Origin of the sequence: Parageobacillus thermantarcticus (assembly GCF_900111865.1) — a bacterium.
Classification (GTDB): domain Bacteria; phylum Bacillota; class Bacilli; order Bacillales; family Anoxybacillaceae; genus Parageobacillus; species Parageobacillus thermantarcticus.
This window is the reverse complement of the sequence record NZ_FOJS01000029.1, coordinates 1-18,211: the sequence shown is the minus strand read 5'-3', so window position 1 is coordinate 18,211 and position 18,211 is coordinate 1. Positions and strand designations below refer to the sequence as shown.

Here is an 18,211-nt window from a genome sequence, read left to right as displayed (position 1 = left end):
AGGTGATGAAGGGATGTTAATATATACGAGGGAGTCTTTGATTGTCAGACTCCCTCATTGACAAGCAGCAATTTATTCGCTTTTTCTTTCACGATGGTTTCCAAAAGAGGGTGGTATCCTAAATAATTACATAAAATCCATTGTTTGTTTGTTGAAGAAAGGGAGCGCAGCTTTTTTTCGACCGTTTTCATTAATATGCCGGTAAATAATAAATAAGGAACGACGAAAATTTTTTTATAGGAAGAGCGATTCGCTTCATATAATCCGTCTTCCAATGTCGGGCGGATGGCGGCTAAAAAGCATGTATCGACGCGCGGGACGTTTGTTTTTTCTTGAAGAAGTCTTGCGATCGCGGCGATATCGCGTTTCGTATCCGGATCGCTGCTTCCGCGTCCGATAAGGAGAATCATTGATTCACGATCCAACGGTACCGCCTGTTCTTTGATCCGGTCTGCAACAATGTCAATCATCGTCTGGTGCACGCCAAACGGTTTTCCAAGCACGATTTCTACGTGTGGATAGCGTTGCGCCGCTTGCCGGATTGCTTCGGGAATGTCGTGTTTCGCATGACCCGCTGATAAAAGAAGAATCGGCAGAACAACGATGCGAGTCGCGCCTTTTTGGACGCAGATGTCGATTCCAGCGGCAATATCGGGCTCGGCAAGTTCGATAAAACAAAGTTCTTGAATGGGAACATCGATATTCGCCTTGCACCGTTCCACAAAGGCGGCCGCTTCCGCACGCGCTTTTGCGACGCGGCTGCCGTGACAGACGTACAATATCGCTTGCATGTTCCGCCTCGTTATAACGCCGTATTGGCGACGGCCGTTTGTTTGGCAAGCAGCTGTTCAAACCATTGAATGTTTTCGCGCAGTTTTACGACATCCCCGATGATGATCATGCTCGGATTTTCAATTTTTTCTTGCGCCACGACGTCGGCAACGGTCGCCAAAGTAGCCGTTACCGTCCGCTGTTCCGCGGTTGTTCCCCATTGGATGACAGCAACAGGTGTGGAAGGTGCTTTCCCATATTTGATGAGCTGATCGCGAATATATGGGAGATTGCTGATGCCCATATAGATTGCTAACGTATCGATTCCTTTCGCAAGGCTTTCCCATTTCAAATCTTCTTTGCTTCCTTCGCGTTTATGGCCGGTGATAAACGCGACGCTAGAGCTGAAATCTCGATGGGTGACGGGAATACCGGCATAAGCAGCAGCGGCGATTCCTGAAGTGATGCCGGGAACGATTTCAAATTCGATTCCATGCTTGACGAGCGCTTCTGCTTCCTCGCCGCCTCTACCAAATACGAACGGATCGCCGCCTTTCAAACGGACGACCGTTTTTCCTTTTTTCGCATGGCGAACGAGAAAATGGTTAATCGTCTCTTGCTGCATGGTGTGGTAGCCCGGCAGTTTGCCGCAAAAGATGAGTTCCGCATCTTTTTTCGCGTAAGACAGCAGCTCTTCGTTAATGAGGCGGTCGTATAAAATGACATCGGCCTGCTGGATGCATTTAAGGCCTTTTACGGTGATCAGTTCGGGATCGCCGGGACCAGCGCCAACTAAGTATACTTTTCCCATCTTCATTTCAGCCCTTTCTCGTGTTTTTATGAAGAACGGCGGGGTTCGCTGTATACAACGAACCCGCCGCCGCGACGAATCGGTTTTTTCTCGTGAAGTGAGATATCTGTATAATCGGGAACTTTAAAGAAATGTTTTTCCAATTCGACTTCGACGAGGTGAAATGCCTGTTCATCATCGTTTGCGGCAATGACGACATAAATGATTTCTGTTTTCGTTGTTACTTCAAACCGGTACAGAAACATTGCCGCCACCTTTTACGCCACCGTGTTGACTTGCGCCAAAATCCGGTCTAACTCTGTTTGCAGCGCTTCTATTCCGACGCGGTCCAAATAAGCCAAGAACGTTTCGCCCGGCAATTTTGTTTCTTTGAAATAGGTTAATAGATGCAAAAGCACTTCGGAAATTTGTTCTGCGTCGATTTTTCCTTTTAATTTTTGATTTTGGTTGTATTTGCCGCCATTAAGCAATGTGCCGCCGACGTAAATTTCAAACGCCTCGATCATGCCTCTGTCTTTTGTTTTTGTTTTAATGCCTTGTAAGCCGATATCGGCGATTTGCCGTTGGCCGCATGAGTTTGGACAACCGACCATATGAATGCGTACTGGAACGTCCAATTCCAAACGTTCGTCTAAATATTCCGCGACGCGCCGCATCCGTTCTTTCGTTTCGACGAGCGCCAAATTGCAAAATTCAGTGCCGGTGCAAGAAACAGCGTAGCCAGTAAATGTTTTCGGACGAATGGAAATCCGCTCGAATACTTTCTCTTGCAACACAGCGTCAACGTGTTCATCTGGGATATTTGGAATAATTAAGTTTTGCGAATTGCAAGTACGGACTTCGCCGTTGCCATATTGGCGAGCGATTCTTGCGATTTCGAATACTTCATCCGCGCTTAAGCGGCCTAATGGAACGTTAAAGCCGATGTAGTTTAATCCTTCTTGTTTTTGGCGATGGACGCCATAGAAGTAGCCAGGGTTCCAGCCTTTTTGCACATCTTCCCCTTTAGATGGAAGCGGGCCAGTCAGTTCGATTAATTTTTCTTTAAATTTATCGATGCCCCAGTCGGCAACAAGGAATTTGAGACGGGCGCGATGGCGTTTTTCGCGATAGCCGTAGTCACGGAAAATCGTTGTAACCGCGACAGCGACGTCTTTCACCCGGTCTGGCGTAACGAACACATCTAGCGTTTGCGCAAGATATGGTGCAGACGATAAACCGCCGCCGACTTTCACGTGGAATCCGAGTACTTCTTTGCCGTCGATCACTTTTTTCGCCGGCGTAAACGACAAGCAATGGATTTCCGCGTTAACCGTATTATAGACGTTTGCGCTGATCGAAATTTTGTATTTGCGCGGCAAGTTGGAGAAATCTTCATTGCGTTGGAAAAATTCATATACTTCGCGGACGATTTCTCTCGTGTCAAACAGTTCGTCCGGATCGATGCCGGCAAGCGGGTTGCCGACGATATTGCGGGTGATATCGCCGCAAGCACCAGCAGTAGACAATCCAACCCGTTTTAGACGATCAAAAATATCAGGAATTTGTTCGATTTGCAGCCAATGGAATTGAACGGATTGACGGGTTGTAATGTCAAACAAACCGCGTCCGTAATCGCGGGCGATGCCTGCTAGCGTTTCGAGTTGCTCGTTATTCAAAATCCCGGAAGGAACGCAAACGCGCATCATAAAATAGCCGGCTTCTTTCGGACGCTGCAGGTAAAGCCCCGCCCATTTGAAAAGATCCCATTCTTCTTGCGGGATCGAAGAGAATCCGTGTTTTGCATAATAAGGAATATCATCAAAAATTTTCAATCCGTCTTTTTTTAGCTTTTTTAATTCCACTTTGTTTAAATTTGGATTATTTGCCCATACTTTTTCATACGCCATTTTCAGATTCCCCCTTTATAAAATTTCGCTCGCGCAAATAGGCAATCACTTGATTGGCGCATTCGTCTATCGTGTAACGATGCGTTTCAATCGTCAGTTCCGGAGAAACAGGCGCTTCATATGGAGAATCGATGCCGGTGAAATTGCGGATTTCGCCGTTTCTCGCTTTTTTATACAGCCCTTTTGGATCGCGTCTTTCACACTCTTCTAGCGGGCATTTCACATAAATTTCGATAAACTCGTCTTTTTCTACTAAATTGCGCACAAGTTCGCGATCTTGTGCGAAAGGAGAAATAAAAGCTGTTAGGACGAATTGGCCGCTGTCGACAAACAACTTGGCGACTTCGCCGATGCGGCGAATATTTTCGGTGCGGTCTTCGGCGGAAAAGCCGAGATCTTTATTGAGACCATGGCGGATGTTGTCTCCGTCTAATACATAGTTTTGCACGCAAAGGTCAAATAGCTTTTTTGATACGGCGTTTGCAACCGTCGATTTACCGGAGCCGGAAAGCCCGGTAAACCATAAAATGCAGCTATGATGCCCGTTTCGTTTGCGGCGGTCTTCTTTCGTGACCGACGCTTGATGCCAAACGATGTTCGTGCTCAATCTCGTTCCTCCTTTAGCGTGTAGATTGAGATACAGCTTCGCGCTGCTGTAATCCTTTAATTAATACTGCAGCTACTTCCGGACGGCTGAACGTGCTTGGCGGCACTTGTCCGTTGCGTAGCATTTCCCGCACTTTTGTGCCGGATAATACAACATGATATTTTGAATCATGCGGACACGTTTTCGTCGATGCCATGCCTTCGCATTTCGTGCAATAAAAGCTATGTTCGAAAAACAGCGGCGTAATGCCAAGTTCTTCCGCAGTGAAATTCAAAAAGATTTTTTGCGCATCATACGTGCCGTAATAGTTGCCGACACCGGCGTGATCGCGTCCGACGATGAAGTGGGTGCAGCCGAAGTTTTTGCGCACCATCGCGTGGAAAATCGCTTCACGCGGTCCAGCATAGCGCATCGCTGCTTGGAACACGCCTAAGAAAACACGGTCTTTCGGATAATAGTTTTCTAGCAATACTTGATAGCTTTCCATGCGAATGTCCGCCGGAATATCGTCCGCTTTCGTTTCGCCGACGAGCGGATTTAAAAATAGTCCATCAACGATTTCAAGCGCGCATTTTTGGATATATTCATGAGCGCGGTGAATCGGGTTTCTCGTTTGGAAACCAACAACGGTTTTCCAGCCAAGTTCGGAAAAACGGCGGCGTGTTTCGGCTGGATCGAAATAGAATGGAGCGAAGCGCCCTTTATCGGTGCGTTTTACTAATGTAATTGGTCCGCCCACGTAGACGTTAGGTTTTTCAAACAGTTTCCGTACGCCAGGATGGGCCAGTTCATCCGTTTTATAAACGAGAACGGCTTCTTTTGTTTTATCAGGTTGATAGATTTCTTGAATTTCAATTACTCCATATACTTCCCCGTTGTGGACAAGTTTTGCCGTTTCGCCGACGGAAAGCTCTTTTGCTTTTTCTTCCGTGACGGCGAGAGTAATTGGAATGCTCCATACCGTACCGTCGGATAAGCGCATCGTTTCAACGACGGAGTCATAATCATCTTTTGTCAAAAATCCAGTAAGCGGGCTGTAGGCTCCTGTGCCGATCAATTCTAAATCGCTTAACTCGGCATTTGTCAGTTCAATCTCTTTTGTCAATCCATCCAATGGATAGTCGGGATTCCAGCGATTGATCAATGTTCCTCCGTGTGGAATGCTTAAGTTCATGATTCATAACCTCCTAGAAGCAATATTCATATGGGAAAACTATGATTTATCATTGAATGCCACCGCCGTTTTCGTGCAATGATCGCTTTTCTTCGGCGATTGTTTTTTTCAGGATGATGATGCCAAGGGTGGCAAGGCAAACGCTGAGAATAGCTATAATTGTATAAAGATCGCTGTCAAGAAGCAACTTGACAAGGCTATAAGAAATGACGAGCGAAAAAATCGGCGATACGAACCAAACTTTCAAAAGCTGGATAACAATTCGCTTTTGCCAGATGTAAAAGCCGCTTTTTGCGGTGCCGATGCCGATGATCGCTGATGTCGTAATTTGCGTTAACGGAACCGGCAATCCAAAAATCGATGAAATAATGACGAGAATCGCTCCAGTTCCGGAAATGGCGCTGCCTTCAAACGGAGAAAAGTTCGTAATTTTCTTTCCGTTTGTTTCTAAGACGCGTCTTCCAAGCAAAACAGCGCCAAGAGCAACGAACAATCCACCGAAAACGGTCGCGTGCGAAACAGAAATCAATCCGGCGCCGACAAGCGGGCCGACTGCGTTAGCGACGTTGTTCATTCCGGCTGAGAACGCTTCGAAAAAGCCGGTAATGATGAGAAGCGTCATAAACGTTTTTTGCCATGAACCTTGTTCTAGTTGCGGGTATTTTTGTTTTAGCGCCAAAAACCATTTGCCGATAAAAAACGTGAAAACAAAGGCGATAACCGGAATGATAATCCATATCGAAACGATAAACAGCAATTTATGAAAGTATACCGCTTGATAGGCGATGCCAACACCGACGACGGCACCGACCGTAATTTCGCTCGTTGATAGCGGAATGCCCATGATGTTAGCGGCAAATAGCGAAATAGTCGCCGCCGTTAAAATAATGACGACAATTTGAATCGTCAATGTCGATGATGGTATGATTCCGGATCCGATCGTTTTGACAACTTCGCCGCCGCCAAGGCTGCCTAGAAACACCCCGAATCCGCACAGAAGAAGGGCGGTTGATTGGCGTTTGATGGCGCCTGAGCCGTATGCGACTCCCATCGCGGCAGCAGCTCCGCTTGCTCCGATGTTCATTGCAAAGAAGAAAGAGACGATAAAAGCAACTATTAGGAGCATCATCATGTCTCTCCTTATGTGATGTGAAGCCCGCATTCCGTTTTCCCGTGACCGACCCATCTGCCGGAGCGCAAATCGTTCGGGTCGAGCGCAGGAGACGTGCAAGGTTCGCAGCCAATGCTTGGATAGCCGCGGTCATGAAGCACGTTGTATGGGAGTTGGTGTTTATATACGTAATTCCATACATCTTTCCATGTCCAATGAATAAGCGGGCATATTTTAATGGATTGGAATTTGTCATCTTTGTTTATATATTCCACATGTTTGCGTGTCGGCGATTGTTCGCGGCGCAACCCGGAAATCCAAGCGGTGACCCCTGTTAACACTTCGCGAAGGGGAATGACTTTCCGCAACTCGCAGCATTTGTTTGGATTGTGCTTCCATAGTTCATCCCCAAACTGCCGCGCTTGTTCTTCTAGCGATAAACTCGGTTTTTTCATGACAATGCGCAGGGAAGGATATTTTTCTTTGACTTTTTCGATCGTTTCATATGTCTCGCGAAAATGGAGACATGTATCGAGAAACACGATTTCCGCATCTTGTTTGACTTTGGAAATTAAATCAATCAAAACAATTCCTTCCACTCCAAAGCTGCAGGCGTAAACAATATCATCTTTGTATTCACTGTACGCCCATGCAAGAACATCGAGCGCCCCTTTTGTTTCATTATCGTGCGGGAACGAAGGCTTTTCATGGTTTTCCCATGTTTGATAAGTCAGCATGTTGCTCCTCCTTTTTAACTTAATAAAGTAAAGCAGATTAATAGGTTTATCGTCCTAAAAGCAGGAGGACATTTTCGATGAAAGAAGCGTGAAACACGAAACGCTCCTTCGTTGGAAAGAGCGAAAAGGCCGCATGTTTCCCCTTATTTTGCAAAATTGGAAATGATCCTTTGCTTTGCAAAAGAAGGATGCTGGAATTCACAGAATCCGTTCTTTTCATCAAGTTTGATAAGTTTCAATTGCTTAAAATTTTAGCATAATTCACGCAAAAGTCAATCCTAGTTTTTCGATAGGAATTAATTATTTTAATGATTATAGCACAGTAAAAAATAAATGAAGATAGGAAAGAAAAAAGGACGGATTATCGTTCCGCCTTTTCTTATTGCGTATGTTTATTTTTTGCGCAAGTTTCCTAATTCTTCGGCAATCGCCTGCATCTCGCTTGGGCTAAACGTGTTTTTTCTCATCACCATTTCGTAAATTTCTTTTAGCTCATCATACCATTCTTCAGAAAAATGGGAAGGCTTAATCGCGTCAAAATTTAAGACTTTTAGCTTTTCTTTTATTTTTTCGATCATGTACTTCACGTTTTCGGCTGATTTTTTGGACAGATCCATTTTTTTGCTCCTTCCTTTGTAAACGTTATATGTATTGTAACAGGTTATGGATTATACGAAAATAAGTTTGGCAATCTTTTTTGACAATCCGCCAAGCATTATCGCCATATTGTTGTATGAATCGCATGTTGCCTAGTAAATGATGATTATAAATTTCGCTCTTCGACGGGCGAACTTGGAAAACAAAACGCATTATATCGAATCGATTCGTTATCATTTATCATCTCTTGTCTTATAATGTAATTAGCGGATGAAGAACGCAGTTTCATGATCCAGCGTATCCTTTGTATATTGCTCCGCTTTTATGTAAAGGCGATTGTTCATCATGATGTAAATATAATACATAATTAACAATAATAGTTTAATTAATAAGATCGAAGGGAGACGTGAAACATGGTAAAGGTATTGTTCGTTTGTTTGGGGAATATTTGCCGCTCTCCGATGGCGGAGGCGATTTTTCGTCATTTAGTAAAAGAGAGGGGATTGGAAGGGGAAATTATCGTGGATTCGGCGGGAACAGGAAATTGGCATGTGGGAGAACCGCCTCACGAAGGGACACAGACAATATTAAGGAAAAATCAGATCGATTTTTCGGGAATTCGCGCGCGGCAAATTTGCAAAGAGGATTTGCGCGAGTTTGATTACATTATTGCGATGGATGCGGAAAATGTCGGCAATTTGCGGCGATTGGCCGGATACGATCAAACGGGGTTTATCGGCCGGCTGCTTGATTTTGTTCCAGATAGCGAGATTGTGGATGTGCCTGATCCGTATTACACGGGAAATTTTGCGGAAGTATATGACCTCATTCAAAAAGGGTGTGAACATTTATTAGACACAATTATAAAAGAGAAAAATCTTTGTGAAAAAAAGGAGGAAAAATAAGTGAAAGGAAAAGGGAGTATATGGAAAAATATATTAATTGGAGCGGCAGTAGGTGCTGCGTTTTCATTATTGAGCAAAAATGGTGAAAAACAAAGCCGTCTTTCATTGCCGGTGAGACTGAAACAATGGCGGCGGTCAGTAGAAGAAATGGCAGAAGATGTCGAGTTTATGATGGAAAAAGTAAAAGACATTGTGGAAAAGACTCCGGAAGTGATTGAAATCGTAAAAGAAGTATATAACCGGAAAAAAGATGATCGCCCCTAATTAAAATGATGAAGAGGGAAACGATGCATGATGATCGATTTAACGTTTATTCGTGAAATGGCGCGGCGTTTTCAAAAGGATGAGATCCCCCGACTGTCCGCGGAATTGGCTTACTATTTTCTTCTTTCCCTATTTCCATTTCTTCTTTTTTTAATTACATTGCTTGCGTATTTGCCGATTCCACACGAAGATCTTCTGTCCATCATCCGCCAGTACGCCCCAAAGGAAGCTATTCATTTAATTGAGGCAAACGTTCATCGGGCGATGGATGAGCAAAACGGAAGATTGTTGTCGCTTAGTATTATCGGTGCGATTTGGTCCGCTTCGCATGGAATGAACGCGATCGTCCGGGCGTTCAACCGCGCTTACGATGTCGTGGAAAATCGTCCTTTTCTTGTTGCGCGGGGAATGTCTGTGCTGCTTACGATCGGAATGATTTTTGTCATCATCATCGCTTTAGTTTTGCCTGTATTCGGCAAAATGATAGGGCTGTTTTTATTTTCCGCGTTTGGTTTTTCCGCGACGTTTTTAACGATTTGGAACGCGATGCGCTGGGTGATTAGTTCGTTGATTTTATTTGTTGTGTTTACCGTATTGTATTATTTTGCCCCAAATAAAAAATTGCGTTGTGCAAACGTTATTCGCGGAGCCATTTTTGCGACAATTGGCTGGATTATCACCTCACTTGCTTTTTCCTACTACGTCAACCATCTTGCTAATTATGCAGCGATGTATGGAAGTCTCGGCGGGATGATTATTTTAATGGTTTGGTTTTATTTATCCGGAATGATTATCGTTTTGGGCGGTGAGATGAACGCGATTTTTGATTGTGAACGAGAAGGGAGAAAGCGCGAACGTTAATATGCATAAACTTCCTCTCATAAGCGGCGAAAGCGGAGAAATAGTAACCATTGTAAAGGGATTGCTGAAATGAGAGGGGGATCGCAATGACGAAACATACAAAAAAAGATGGAGGCACAAAGCAAAAAGGAAAAAACAAGCCGAAGCATAAAACGAGCGGCAGCGCGAATGGCCAAAACGGGTACCATTAAAAAGAAAAAAGAAAGGACTGTCATACGGCAGTCCTTTTATTTGGACCAAGTCCTAATGTTTGTGTAAAATCCGACTCCCAGTGTAGTGAATTGATGTCTCTGGAAAATAGAACCGCTTTGTGTCCGCTTTTTTACACAACTTCTTGGATTTCATCTTTATTCGGCGATTTCTTCATGATTGTGGTAATACAGCTCGTAAATATATTCAATTTCCGCGTCTGTCATATAAGCAAGTTGATCTCTGGAGATTCCTCTTACTTTTTCAATAAACTCAATCATGTTTTTTCGTTCCGCTCTAATCATTGATTATTGCCCTCCCTCTGTTTTAAAACAGATTAATTAATTGTTGCCATTATTATATAACAGACAAAAGGAAAAGGTCAATAATTTTTTGAAAATAAACAAAAAAGAAGGTCATCAATGGGTGACCTTCTTTTTTCTGTTCGATAGCAATAGCAAAAAGGAAAGGAAAAGAATGGCGCTGATTGTAAAGAAAAAGTTATTGTTCGTGCCATATTCGATTGCTAAACCGTTAACAAACGGGCCGATCATGCTGCCGATGCTGTACAGCATGCCGCATAGCAAGTTTCCGGAGGCAAGAAGATGTTTTGGTAGCAAATCCGCCATATACGTAATGCCGAGTGAAAACAGAGAACCGACAAACATGCCGGCAATAAAGAAACAAACAGCAAGGCCAACAAGGAAGTGGCGGAATAAATAAGCTCCAAAAAAACTGACGCTTCCGATCAATAAAGCGCCGGCAATAACTCGTTTTCGCTCCAAACGATCGCTTAATAATCCAAGCGGCAACTGAAAGAGGATGCCGCCGAGTGAAAAAGCTGGTAAAATAAATGCCACATGTTCTATCACAATATGCTCCCGCAAAGCGTAAACAGGGAAAATGGCATGAATCGCCGCTTCTAAAAAGCCGTAAGTGAACGGCAGCAATAAAGCAACCCACGCATATTTCCATGCATGAACAAAGCGATCGAACGTGCGCGCCGAACTGGATTGTTCGCTTTCTTTCGGCCGTTCGTTTTGCAGAAAAAAGACGCTACACCAGCCGATAAGGCTAAGCAACGATGATAAAAAAAACGGCAACGATTCCTTGAATTGAATGAGTGACGCTAACAGCGGACCAGCTGAAAATCCGATGCCGAAAGACAGTCCGTATAATGACAAATTGCGGCCTCGCCGGTGTGACGGAGAAAAGTCGGTAATCCACGTTTGTGTCGCAAAATGGAGCATATGGTCGCCGATTCCGATGCAAAGGCGCAGGAAAAACCAAAACAAAAACGAGTGAAAAGCTGGAAATAAGGCGAGTGATGATATTACAATAAAACCACCAAGGATAATCATAGGTTTGTATCCATATTGACGGAGCGGTTTTTCCAAAAACGGCGAAATCAATAGGACGCCGATATACAGCGCCGTGGCGTGCATGCCGTTTATGGAAGAAGAAGCTCCATGTTTTTCAAGCAACATCGAAAGCAGTGGCAGCAACATCCCTTGCGATAAACCGGAAATGGCGACAATGCTGATTAAAATCCAAAAGCGCATCGCTTTTATACCTCGTTTCCGAAAATGGCGTTCGTTTAACATGGTACATAGTTTATATGCGCAAGGCAAGCAGAACGAGGAGGGATAATAAAATTTAGGAATATTAGCGGAAGAAGACCGCGATTTTCGCTGCCAAAAGTTGGAGCATAAGCTTGATGGAGGCTTGGATTTTGGGTGAAAAGGAAATGCAAGTTCATTGGACGGAAGGATTTCCTTCCATCCATATAATTGTACAATCTTAGCTTGTCTCCTTCATTTATTGTAAAAACGGGTCTAATGCAATATCATCTAGCGATATCGAGCGGAACCGTTTGTTATATAGGATGGTAAAAAGAATTTTTTTAACCGATTAGGAAAGGTGGAGTCATCACGATGAATAAAGTATTTGCGCTGATGGTATCGATCGGAGTTCCATTATCAGTAATCGGCAGTTTCCTTCATTGGCCTGCCGTCTTGATGTTTGTTGTTTATTGTTTAACGATTATTGCTTTAGCAAGCTATATGGGGCGCGCTACGGAAAGTTTGGCGATTGTAGCCGGCCCTCGCATAGGGGGATTGCTCAATGCTACGTTCGGAAACGCGGTCGAGCTCATTATTTCTATTTTTGCATTAAAAGCGGGGCTTGTGGAAGTCGTGCTTGCCTCACTTACCGGTTCAGTGCTTGGCAACTTATTATTAGTGGCTGGCTTATCGTTTTTTGTTGGCGGCCTTAAATATAAACGGCAAGAATTCAATGTATATGACGCCCGCCATAACGCGGGATTGCTTACGTTTGCAATTTTAGTGGCATTTGTGATCCCTGAAGTGTTTACAATGAACATGTCGGCTCAAGAAAAACTATCGCTTAGCGTCGGCATTTCGATTATTATGATCGTTTTATATTTGGCAGCGTTATACTTTAAGCTTGTCACCCATCGCGGTGTGTATCAGCAAAAGTCGGATGTCGTCGAAGAACACGAAGAACCGGAATGGACGAAAGGAAAATCGGTTTTGATTTTGGCGCTGGCGACCGTCGCCGTTGCTTACATATCCGAGAGACTTGTCCATACGTTTGAAACGGTGGCGGAATCATTCGGATGGAGCGAATTGTTTATCGGGATTATCATTGTCGCCATCGTTGGAAACGCAGCGGAGCACGCTTCGGCTGTGATTATGGCATATAAAAACAAAATGAATGTCGCCGTCGAAATCGCGATCGGTTCAACGTTGCAAATCGCCATGTTTGTTGCGCCTGTGCTTGTTCTAGTTTCTTTGCTCTTTCCAGAAAAAATGCCGCTCGTTTTTTCGCTTCCGGAATTGATCGCGATGGCGACATCTGTACTGTTGACGATCGTGCTTTCCAATGACGGGGATACGAACTGGTTTGAAGGAGCGACATTGCTCGCCGCTTATACGATTATGGGAATTGGCTTTTATTTGCTTTGATCGAAAAAGGCTCTGCCATGAGGCAGAGCCTTTTTGTCATAAATTTTTTTCGATGTGGATAAACGGTATTTTTTTGAAAAAAATAACGGTGAAAGTAGTAATGGAAAGGAGCGACCGTTAATGAAAAAATGGAGTATTTGCCTTTTTATTGGCATGTTTATGGTGTATGCCACTGCTTTCACCGCTGATGCTACTTCCAGACAAGTCGGACCGAACTCGGTAGTGGATATTGCGAAAGAAAATACGTACCCAAACCCGACGCAAGATTTGCCGTATTTGGAACCAAGCAAATTTACGAAACAGCTCTTGAATTCGGCGAACGTAAAAATTGAGAATCCAGAACTGATTCGGCTTCTTAACGAATCTTCCGTTTCAAGCACGCCGTTTGCCATTGGATACAGGGCGACGATTTACTTAGGGCAATGGCCGCTCCATTATCAATCGCTAGAAACGTCGACAAATTGGGAATACCAAAAAATCAACACAAATTTTCTCGATAATCGCGGCGGCAATGCCCCACAAAAGCTATATTACAGACAAGAGACGCAAAAACATGTGCGCGGCGGTTTAACGGCGCAAATTCCAAATGAAGAAGCGGTGCAAAAAATGATGCTGACTGCGGCAATGAAAAAAACGAATTTGCCGTTAGCGTTTAGCACGGTCGTCGGGATTGGGACGAAAAAAGATCACCCATATGCGGTGCCTGCGAAAAAGCTCGGCTATTTATACGCTTATGCGCCTGCTGTGAATGAAAAAGGAAAAGTCACTTATGGAGAAGTGTATGTCGTCCTGAAAGGGAATAAAAAGAAAATCGTCGTGAAAAACGTCACAACAAGGGGAATTGGCGCGTGGATCCCTGTGCAAGACCGTCTATATTTTGCATACGTCACAAGCGAACAACCGCGGTAAAAGAAGAAGGGTGTCCCAAAAGTAGTGGACACCCTTCTTCTGTGTTGCCATATACAAGTTAGCCTCTTTTTATTTTTTAATTCGCGCTTTTCGTTTTGTAAAATCAACATCAGAATAATAGGCGTTTTTCACAAGTACGTTCGGTCCGAGGCATTGGACAGATGGGCAATGACAGTTAAGCTGTTGCGCGAGCGGGGAGCTTAGCCATCTTTCATATGCTTCTAACAGCGTGTCATGACGGATGTTTCCGAGCGCCGGCTCATCGCCGAAGTCTGTCACGATGATATCTCCTGTAAAAATATTGACGTTTAAGCGGGAGCGTCCATCCGGATCGTTGCGGACGGTCACGTTTTTGCTGGAATACAGCCGTTTCAGCAGCGCTAAATCCTCTTCATTATCGCTACATGGATAAAACGGAAGCGTCCCGAACAACATCCAAACATTTTCATCGCGAATATCGAGAAGATGATGGATGGCCTGCCGCAATTCGTCCAAGCTCAATGTTTCGAGCGCGCTTGCAAAATCACTAGGGTACATCGGATGCACTTCATGGCGTTTGCAATGCATTTCATCGACGACTTGGCGATGAATTTTTTCTAAGTGCGGAACGGTCCGCTTGTTTAGCATTGTCTCTGCGGAGACGATGACTCCCGCTTTTGCCAAAGCTTTCGCGTTTTCAATCATTCGTTCGAAATATTTTTCACGCTGCGCGACGCTAGGTTTGCGTTCCATCATCGCGAATCCGCCTTCGACAAAGTCATCGATCGTTCCCCAGTTATGCGAAATATGCAGCACATCCAAATATGGAATTATTTTTTCGTAACGGTCTAGCTCAAGCGTCAAGTTTGAGTTGAGCTGCGTCCGCACCCCTCGCTCATGGGCGTACTTCAACAACGGTACGACATAGTCGTTCACCGATTTCAACGACAACATTGGCTCACCGCCGGTAATGCTTAACGAGCGTAAATGCGGGATTTCTTCCAGCCGCTTGATTAATAAATCAAGCGGGAGCGCTTCCGGGTCTTTTGTTTGCAACGTGTAACCGACGGCACAATGTTCACAACGCATATTGCATAATGTCGTCGTCGTAAATTCGATGTTTGTCAACTGCAGTTTTCCGTATTCTTCTATATCAAGATACGCTTCCCATGGGTCAAACGACGGTGTAATAGGTTGAAGTGTAAATGAATCCATATGTTTCTCCTCTTTTCTGGTAAGCTAAACTAACAATATTTCGGACACGTTTTGCTTTCAATGACCGAAATATCTTTGATGCAGTCATCGTTTATTATGAAAAACGAACGCGGCAATTGTCAATTGCTTTAACCATATGCGCAACGGGCAATCGCATCCACTATCGATGAGCGGGTAGGTTCGGACAACATTTTTTCATATATGTATGATCGTTTGCACGCACGATGCAAACTTTTGAAAGTAACAAATACGGATGAAGCAAATGAACATGGAAGCCTCCTTTTTCTGCGAGGCAGGAGGGGGTTCAATTTACACAAAGGTGGAAAAACGTTATAATGAATAGGAAGACAATTCGAAATAGTAATACATAGGACGAGCAAAGGGGAAGGGGCGTTGAACGTTGAACATGGAAAAATTCCAACAAAGCATGTATGAGCTTATCGTGGAGACTTCCACGAAACTGCCAAAAGACGTGCGTCGGGCGATCGCTCGTGCAAAAGCGCGGGAAAATGCGGGAACGCGAGCGGCGATGGCGCTGACGACGATTGCCGGCAATATTAAAATGGCGGAGGAAAACGTATCGCCGATTTGCCAAGACACAGGATTGCCAACGTTCAAAATTAAAGTGCCGGTCGGCGCCAATCAAATAAAAATGAAAGAAGCGATTCATGCCGCGATCGTTCAAGCGACGAAAGACGGGAAGCTTCGTCCGAACTCCGTTGATTCGTTGACAGGAAAAAATAGCGGCGACAACCTTGGCGTCGGTGTTCCTGTTATTAAATTTGAACAATGGGAAAACGATTACATTGATGTGCGCCTTATTTTAAAAGGAGGCGGCTGTGAAAACAAAAACATTCAATACAGCTTGCCGTGTGAACTGGAAGGGCTTGGCCGCGCCGGGCGCGACTTAGATGGCATCCGCAAATGCATTTTGCATGCAGTATACCAAGCGCAAGGGCAAGGCTGCAGCGCCGGATTTATCGGCGTCGGCATCGGCGGCGACCGCGCTTCCGGCTATGAACTGGCGAAAGACCAGCTTTTCCGTTCCGTCGACGATGTCAATCCAAACGAAGATCTTCGCCGCTTAGAAGAATACATTATGGAAAATGCCAATAAACTCGGTATCGGCACAATGGGATTCGGCGGTGAATCGACGCTGCTAGGCTGCAAAATTGGAGCGATGCACCGCATCCCGGCAAGCTTTTTCGTATCTGTCGCTTATAACTGCTGGGCGTTCCGCCGCCTTGGCGTCAAAATCGACCCAGAAACAGGCGAAATCACGGAGTGGCTCTATCAGGAAGGCGAAGACGTCGATTTTGCAAAAGAATTGGAGAAAGCCGAAACGTCGGCGGCCGCTCAGCTTGGCGAAACTCGTGAAGTCGTATTAGAACCTCCGATTACAGAAGAACAGATTCGCCAGTTGAAAGTCGGCGACGTCGTGCGCATTAACGGAATCATTTATACCGGCCGCGATGCGATTCATAAATATTTAATGGACCACGATGCGCCTGTTGATCTGAACGGACAAATTATTTACCACTGTGGCCCGGTCATGCTGAAAGATGAGAACGGCAATTGGCAAGTGAAAGCGGCCGGCCCGACGACAAGCATTCGCGAGGAGCCGTACCAAGGCGACATTATGAAAAAATTCGGCGTCCGCGCGGTCATCGGCAAAGGCGGCATGGGCGCAAAAACGCTGCAAGCCTTAAAAGAACACGGCGGCGTCTATTTGAACGCGATCGGCGGTGCGGCGCAATATTATGCGGACTGTATTAAATCGGTAGAAGGCGTCGATCTGTTGGAGTTTGGTATTCCGGAAGCGATGTGGCATTTGCGCGTCGAAAACTTCACCGCCGTCGTCACGATGGATTCACACGGCAACAGCTTGCACGAAGATGTCGAGAAATCGTCGTTAGAAAAACTCGCTCAATTTAAAGAACCAGTTTTCAAATAAAAGTTCGCCATCGATGAAGATATCGAGAAACGCTCTCGTTACCACCGTCAGCCTAGTGCTGGCGGTGATTTTTTATGCAACAAATGGCACGGTTAAAGCGGAAGCGATGGAAAAAACTAATGGTTAGCAGCACGACAAGGAGGAAAAATCGGTGAAAAACGCGACGATATGGTTGTTTTTATGTGCCGTCATTTTATCGTTTGTTCCTGTTTCCGTGGAAGCGACAAGCAATAAAGCGATTCATTGGGGATTTAAACGGAGCGAGAACCACAAGCCGCCTTCCGCGGGAAAAGAGCTGGATCAACTGCTTGCCAAATATGACGCGTTTTATTTAGGAAATCCAAATAAAAAAGAAATTTATTTAACGTTTGATAACGGTTACGAAAACGGTTATACCGCGAAAATTTTAGATGTTTTAAAAGAAAAACGAGTGCCGGCGACATTTTTTGTGACAGGCCACTATTTAAACACCGCGCCGGATTTAGTGCAACGAATGGCAAAAGAAGGGCATATTGTCGGCAATCACTCGTGGCATCATCCTGATTTAACGCAAGTGAGCGATGAGCGGCTGCGGGAGGAGCTGGAATCGGTTCGGAAAAAAACGGAAGAACTGACAGGACAGAAAGGAATGATGTATCTTCGTCCGCCACGCGGTATTTTCAGTGAACGGACGATGGCGATCGCCCGCGAGCTTGGTTATTACCATGTGTTTTGGTCACTTGCGTTTGTTGATTGGCAGACGGACAAGCAAAAAGGGTGGGAGTACGCATATGATAACATTATGAAACAAATTCATCCGGGTGCGATTTTATTGCTTCATACCGTCTCGAAAGATAATGCAGAGGCGCTTGCGAAAGTGATCGACGATTTGCGCAAGCAAGGCTACACGTTTAAAAGCCTTGATGATCTGATGACCGAAAAAATGAATTTGCCTCCATTGCTTTTTGCCCCTTGAATGTTTTGTTCCAAGGGGTATTTTTCGTTATAATGCGGGTATAGTCTGATAAAATGTTAAAATTGATATAAAATATTAAAATTTTTTAATAAAATATGTCGATTTTATTATTGATGTTTGTTATATTTTTGTATGAAAGGAGCATTCCTGTTAGAAGTTTTTTCGGGGACTTGAATAAAAAAAGCCCTCTTGGTATGATTCGGGGGTGTCAATCTGTGAATTGACCCCTAATTTGAATACCAAGGAGGACTATACATGCATTCTATCTCAAACAAGAAGATTAATCAAGTCACCGA

Annotated in this window: 19 protein-coding genes; 7 read left to right on the top strand and 12 right to left on the bottom strand. The window is 44.6% G+C overall.

Going from position 1 to position 18,211, the window contains the following annotated elements:
- Positions 1-44: 44 nt before the first annotated feature.
- The 9 genes from BM278_RS12815 to BM278_RS12775 form a co-directional block, all read right to left on the bottom strand.
- A complete protein-coding gene (locus tag BM278_RS12815) occupies positions 45-791 on the bottom strand; it encodes a sirohydrochlorin chelatase (RefSeq protein ID WP_090950305.1) in 747 nt (248 codons plus the stop codon).
- A gap of 11 nt (positions 792-802) precedes the next feature.
- Positions 803-1,582, bottom strand: coding sequence for a uroporphyrinogen-III C-methyltransferase (cobA, locus tag BM278_RS12810; protein ID WP_090950302.1), 780 nt, complete (start codon positions 1,580-1,582; stop codon positions 803-805).
- Between the two features lie 26 nt (positions 1,583-1,608).
- A complete protein-coding gene (locus tag BM278_RS12805) occupies positions 1,609-1,827 on the bottom strand; it encodes a DUF3906 family protein (RefSeq protein WP_090950299.1) in 219 nt (72 codons plus the stop codon).
- A gap of 12 nt (positions 1,828-1,839) precedes the next feature.
- A complete protein-coding gene (locus tag BM278_RS12800; protein WP_090950296.1) occupies positions 1,840-3,471 on the bottom strand; it encodes a nitrite/sulfite reductase in 1,632 nt (543 codons plus the stop codon).
- Positions 3,461-4,078, bottom strand: coding sequence for an adenylyl-sulfate kinase (gene cysC / locus BM278_RS12795; RefSeq protein ID WP_090950293.1), 618 nt, complete (start codon positions 4,076-4,078; stop codon positions 3,461-3,463). Before cysC ends, BM278_RS12800 begins: the two co-directional genes overlap by 11 nt.
- Before the next feature lie 13 nt (positions 4,079-4,091).
- Entirely contained in the window at positions 4,092-5,252 is a 1,161-nt protein-coding gene (gene sat / locus BM278_RS12790) for a sulfate adenylyltransferase (protein ID WP_090950291.1), read from the bottom strand.
- A gap of 49 nt (positions 5,253-5,301) precedes the next feature.
- On the bottom strand, positions 5,302-6,378 hold the full coding sequence (locus BM278_RS12785) for an inorganic phosphate transporter (RefSeq protein ID WP_090950369.1): 1,077 nt from the start codon (positions 6,376-6,378) through the stop codon (positions 5,302-5,304).
- A 14-nt stretch (positions 6,379-6,392) separates the two neighbouring features.
- Positions 6,393-7,100, bottom strand: a complete 708-nt coding sequence (locus BM278_RS12780) for a phosphoadenylyl-sulfate reductase (RefSeq protein ID WP_090950288.1) — start codon at positions 7,098-7,100, stop codon at positions 6,393-6,395.
- 392 nt (positions 7,101-7,492) lie between these two features.
- Positions 7,493-7,717, bottom strand: a complete 225-nt coding sequence (locus BM278_RS12775; RefSeq protein ID WP_090950285.1) for a DUF1128 domain-containing protein — start codon at positions 7,715-7,717, stop codon at positions 7,493-7,495.
- A 393-nt stretch (positions 7,718-8,110) separates the two neighbouring features.
- Here BM278_RS12775 and BM278_RS12770 point away from each other — a divergent pair, with 393 nt between their 5' ends.
- Genes BM278_RS12770 through BM278_RS12760 form a run of 3 tightly spaced genes read left to right on the top strand, consistent with a single transcriptional unit; the run spans position 8,111 to position 9,727 of the window.
- Complete coding sequence (locus tag BM278_RS12770; protein WP_090950282.1) at positions 8,111-8,602, top strand: low molecular weight protein-tyrosine-phosphatase; 492 nt, start codon at positions 8,111-8,113, stop codon at positions 8,600-8,602.
- Entirely contained in the window at positions 8,603-8,866 is a 264-nt protein-coding gene (locus tag BM278_RS12765; RefSeq protein WP_090950279.1) for a YtxH domain-containing protein, read from the top strand. It begins immediately after the preceding gene.
- A 27-nt stretch (positions 8,867-8,893) separates the two neighbouring features.
- A complete protein-coding gene (locus BM278_RS12760; RefSeq protein ID WP_090950277.1) occupies positions 8,894-9,727 on the top strand; it encodes a YihY/virulence factor BrkB family protein in 834 nt (277 codons plus the stop codon).
- A gap of 347 nt (positions 9,728-10,074) precedes the next feature.
- Here the strand turns inward: BM278_RS12760 and BM278_RS12755 are convergent, their stop codons facing one another.
- Together BM278_RS12755 and BM278_RS12750 are read right to left on the bottom strand one after the other, a co-directional pair.
- Positions 10,075-10,221, bottom strand: coding sequence for a BH0509 family protein (locus BM278_RS12755; protein WP_090950274.1), 147 nt, complete (start codon positions 10,219-10,221; stop codon positions 10,075-10,077).
- Positions 10,222-10,335: 114 nt separating this feature from the next.
- Entirely contained in the window at positions 10,336-11,478 is a 1,143-nt protein-coding gene (locus BM278_RS12750) for an MFS transporter (RefSeq protein WP_244151163.1), read from the bottom strand.
- A gap of 372 nt (positions 11,479-11,850) precedes the next feature.
- Between BM278_RS12750 and cax the strand changes: the two genes are divergently transcribed.
- Together cax and BM278_RS12740 are read left to right on the top strand one after the other, a co-directional pair.
- Positions 11,851-12,903 carry a calcium/proton exchanger gene (gene cax, locus BM278_RS12745; RefSeq protein ID WP_090950269.1) on the top strand — a complete coding sequence of 351 codons (1,053 nt, stop codon included), beginning with the start codon at positions 11,851-11,853 and terminating at the stop codon, positions 12,901-12,903.
- 120 nt (positions 12,904-13,023) lie between these two features.
- Positions 13,024-13,812, top strand: a complete 789-nt coding sequence (locus tag BM278_RS12740; protein WP_090950268.1) for a YfkD famly protein — start codon at positions 13,024-13,026, stop codon at positions 13,810-13,812.
- Between the two features lie 69 nt (positions 13,813-13,881).
- On the opposite strand, the gene yfkAB is transcribed toward BM278_RS12740, so the two are convergent.
- A complete protein-coding gene (gene yfkAB / locus BM278_RS12735) occupies positions 13,882-15,006 on the bottom strand; it encodes a radical SAM/CxCxxxxC motif protein YfkAB (protein WP_090950266.1) in 1,125 nt (374 codons plus the stop codon).
- Positions 15,007-15,412: 406 nt separating this feature from the next.
- On the opposite strand from yfkAB, the gene BM278_RS12730 reads away from it, so the two are divergent.
- Positions 15,413-16,960, top strand: a complete 1,548-nt coding sequence (locus tag BM278_RS12730; protein ID WP_090950366.1) for a fumarate hydratase — start codon at positions 15,413-15,415, stop codon at positions 16,958-16,960.
- A gap of 151 nt (positions 16,961-17,111) precedes the next feature.
- Positions 17,112-17,915: a delta-lactam-biosynthetic de-N-acetylase gene (gene pdaA, locus BM278_RS12725; protein ID WP_090950262.1), complete on the top strand. Its 804-nt coding sequence runs from the start codon at positions 17,112-17,114 to the stop codon at positions 17,913-17,915.
- Positions 17,916-18,211: the final 296 nt, after the last annotated feature.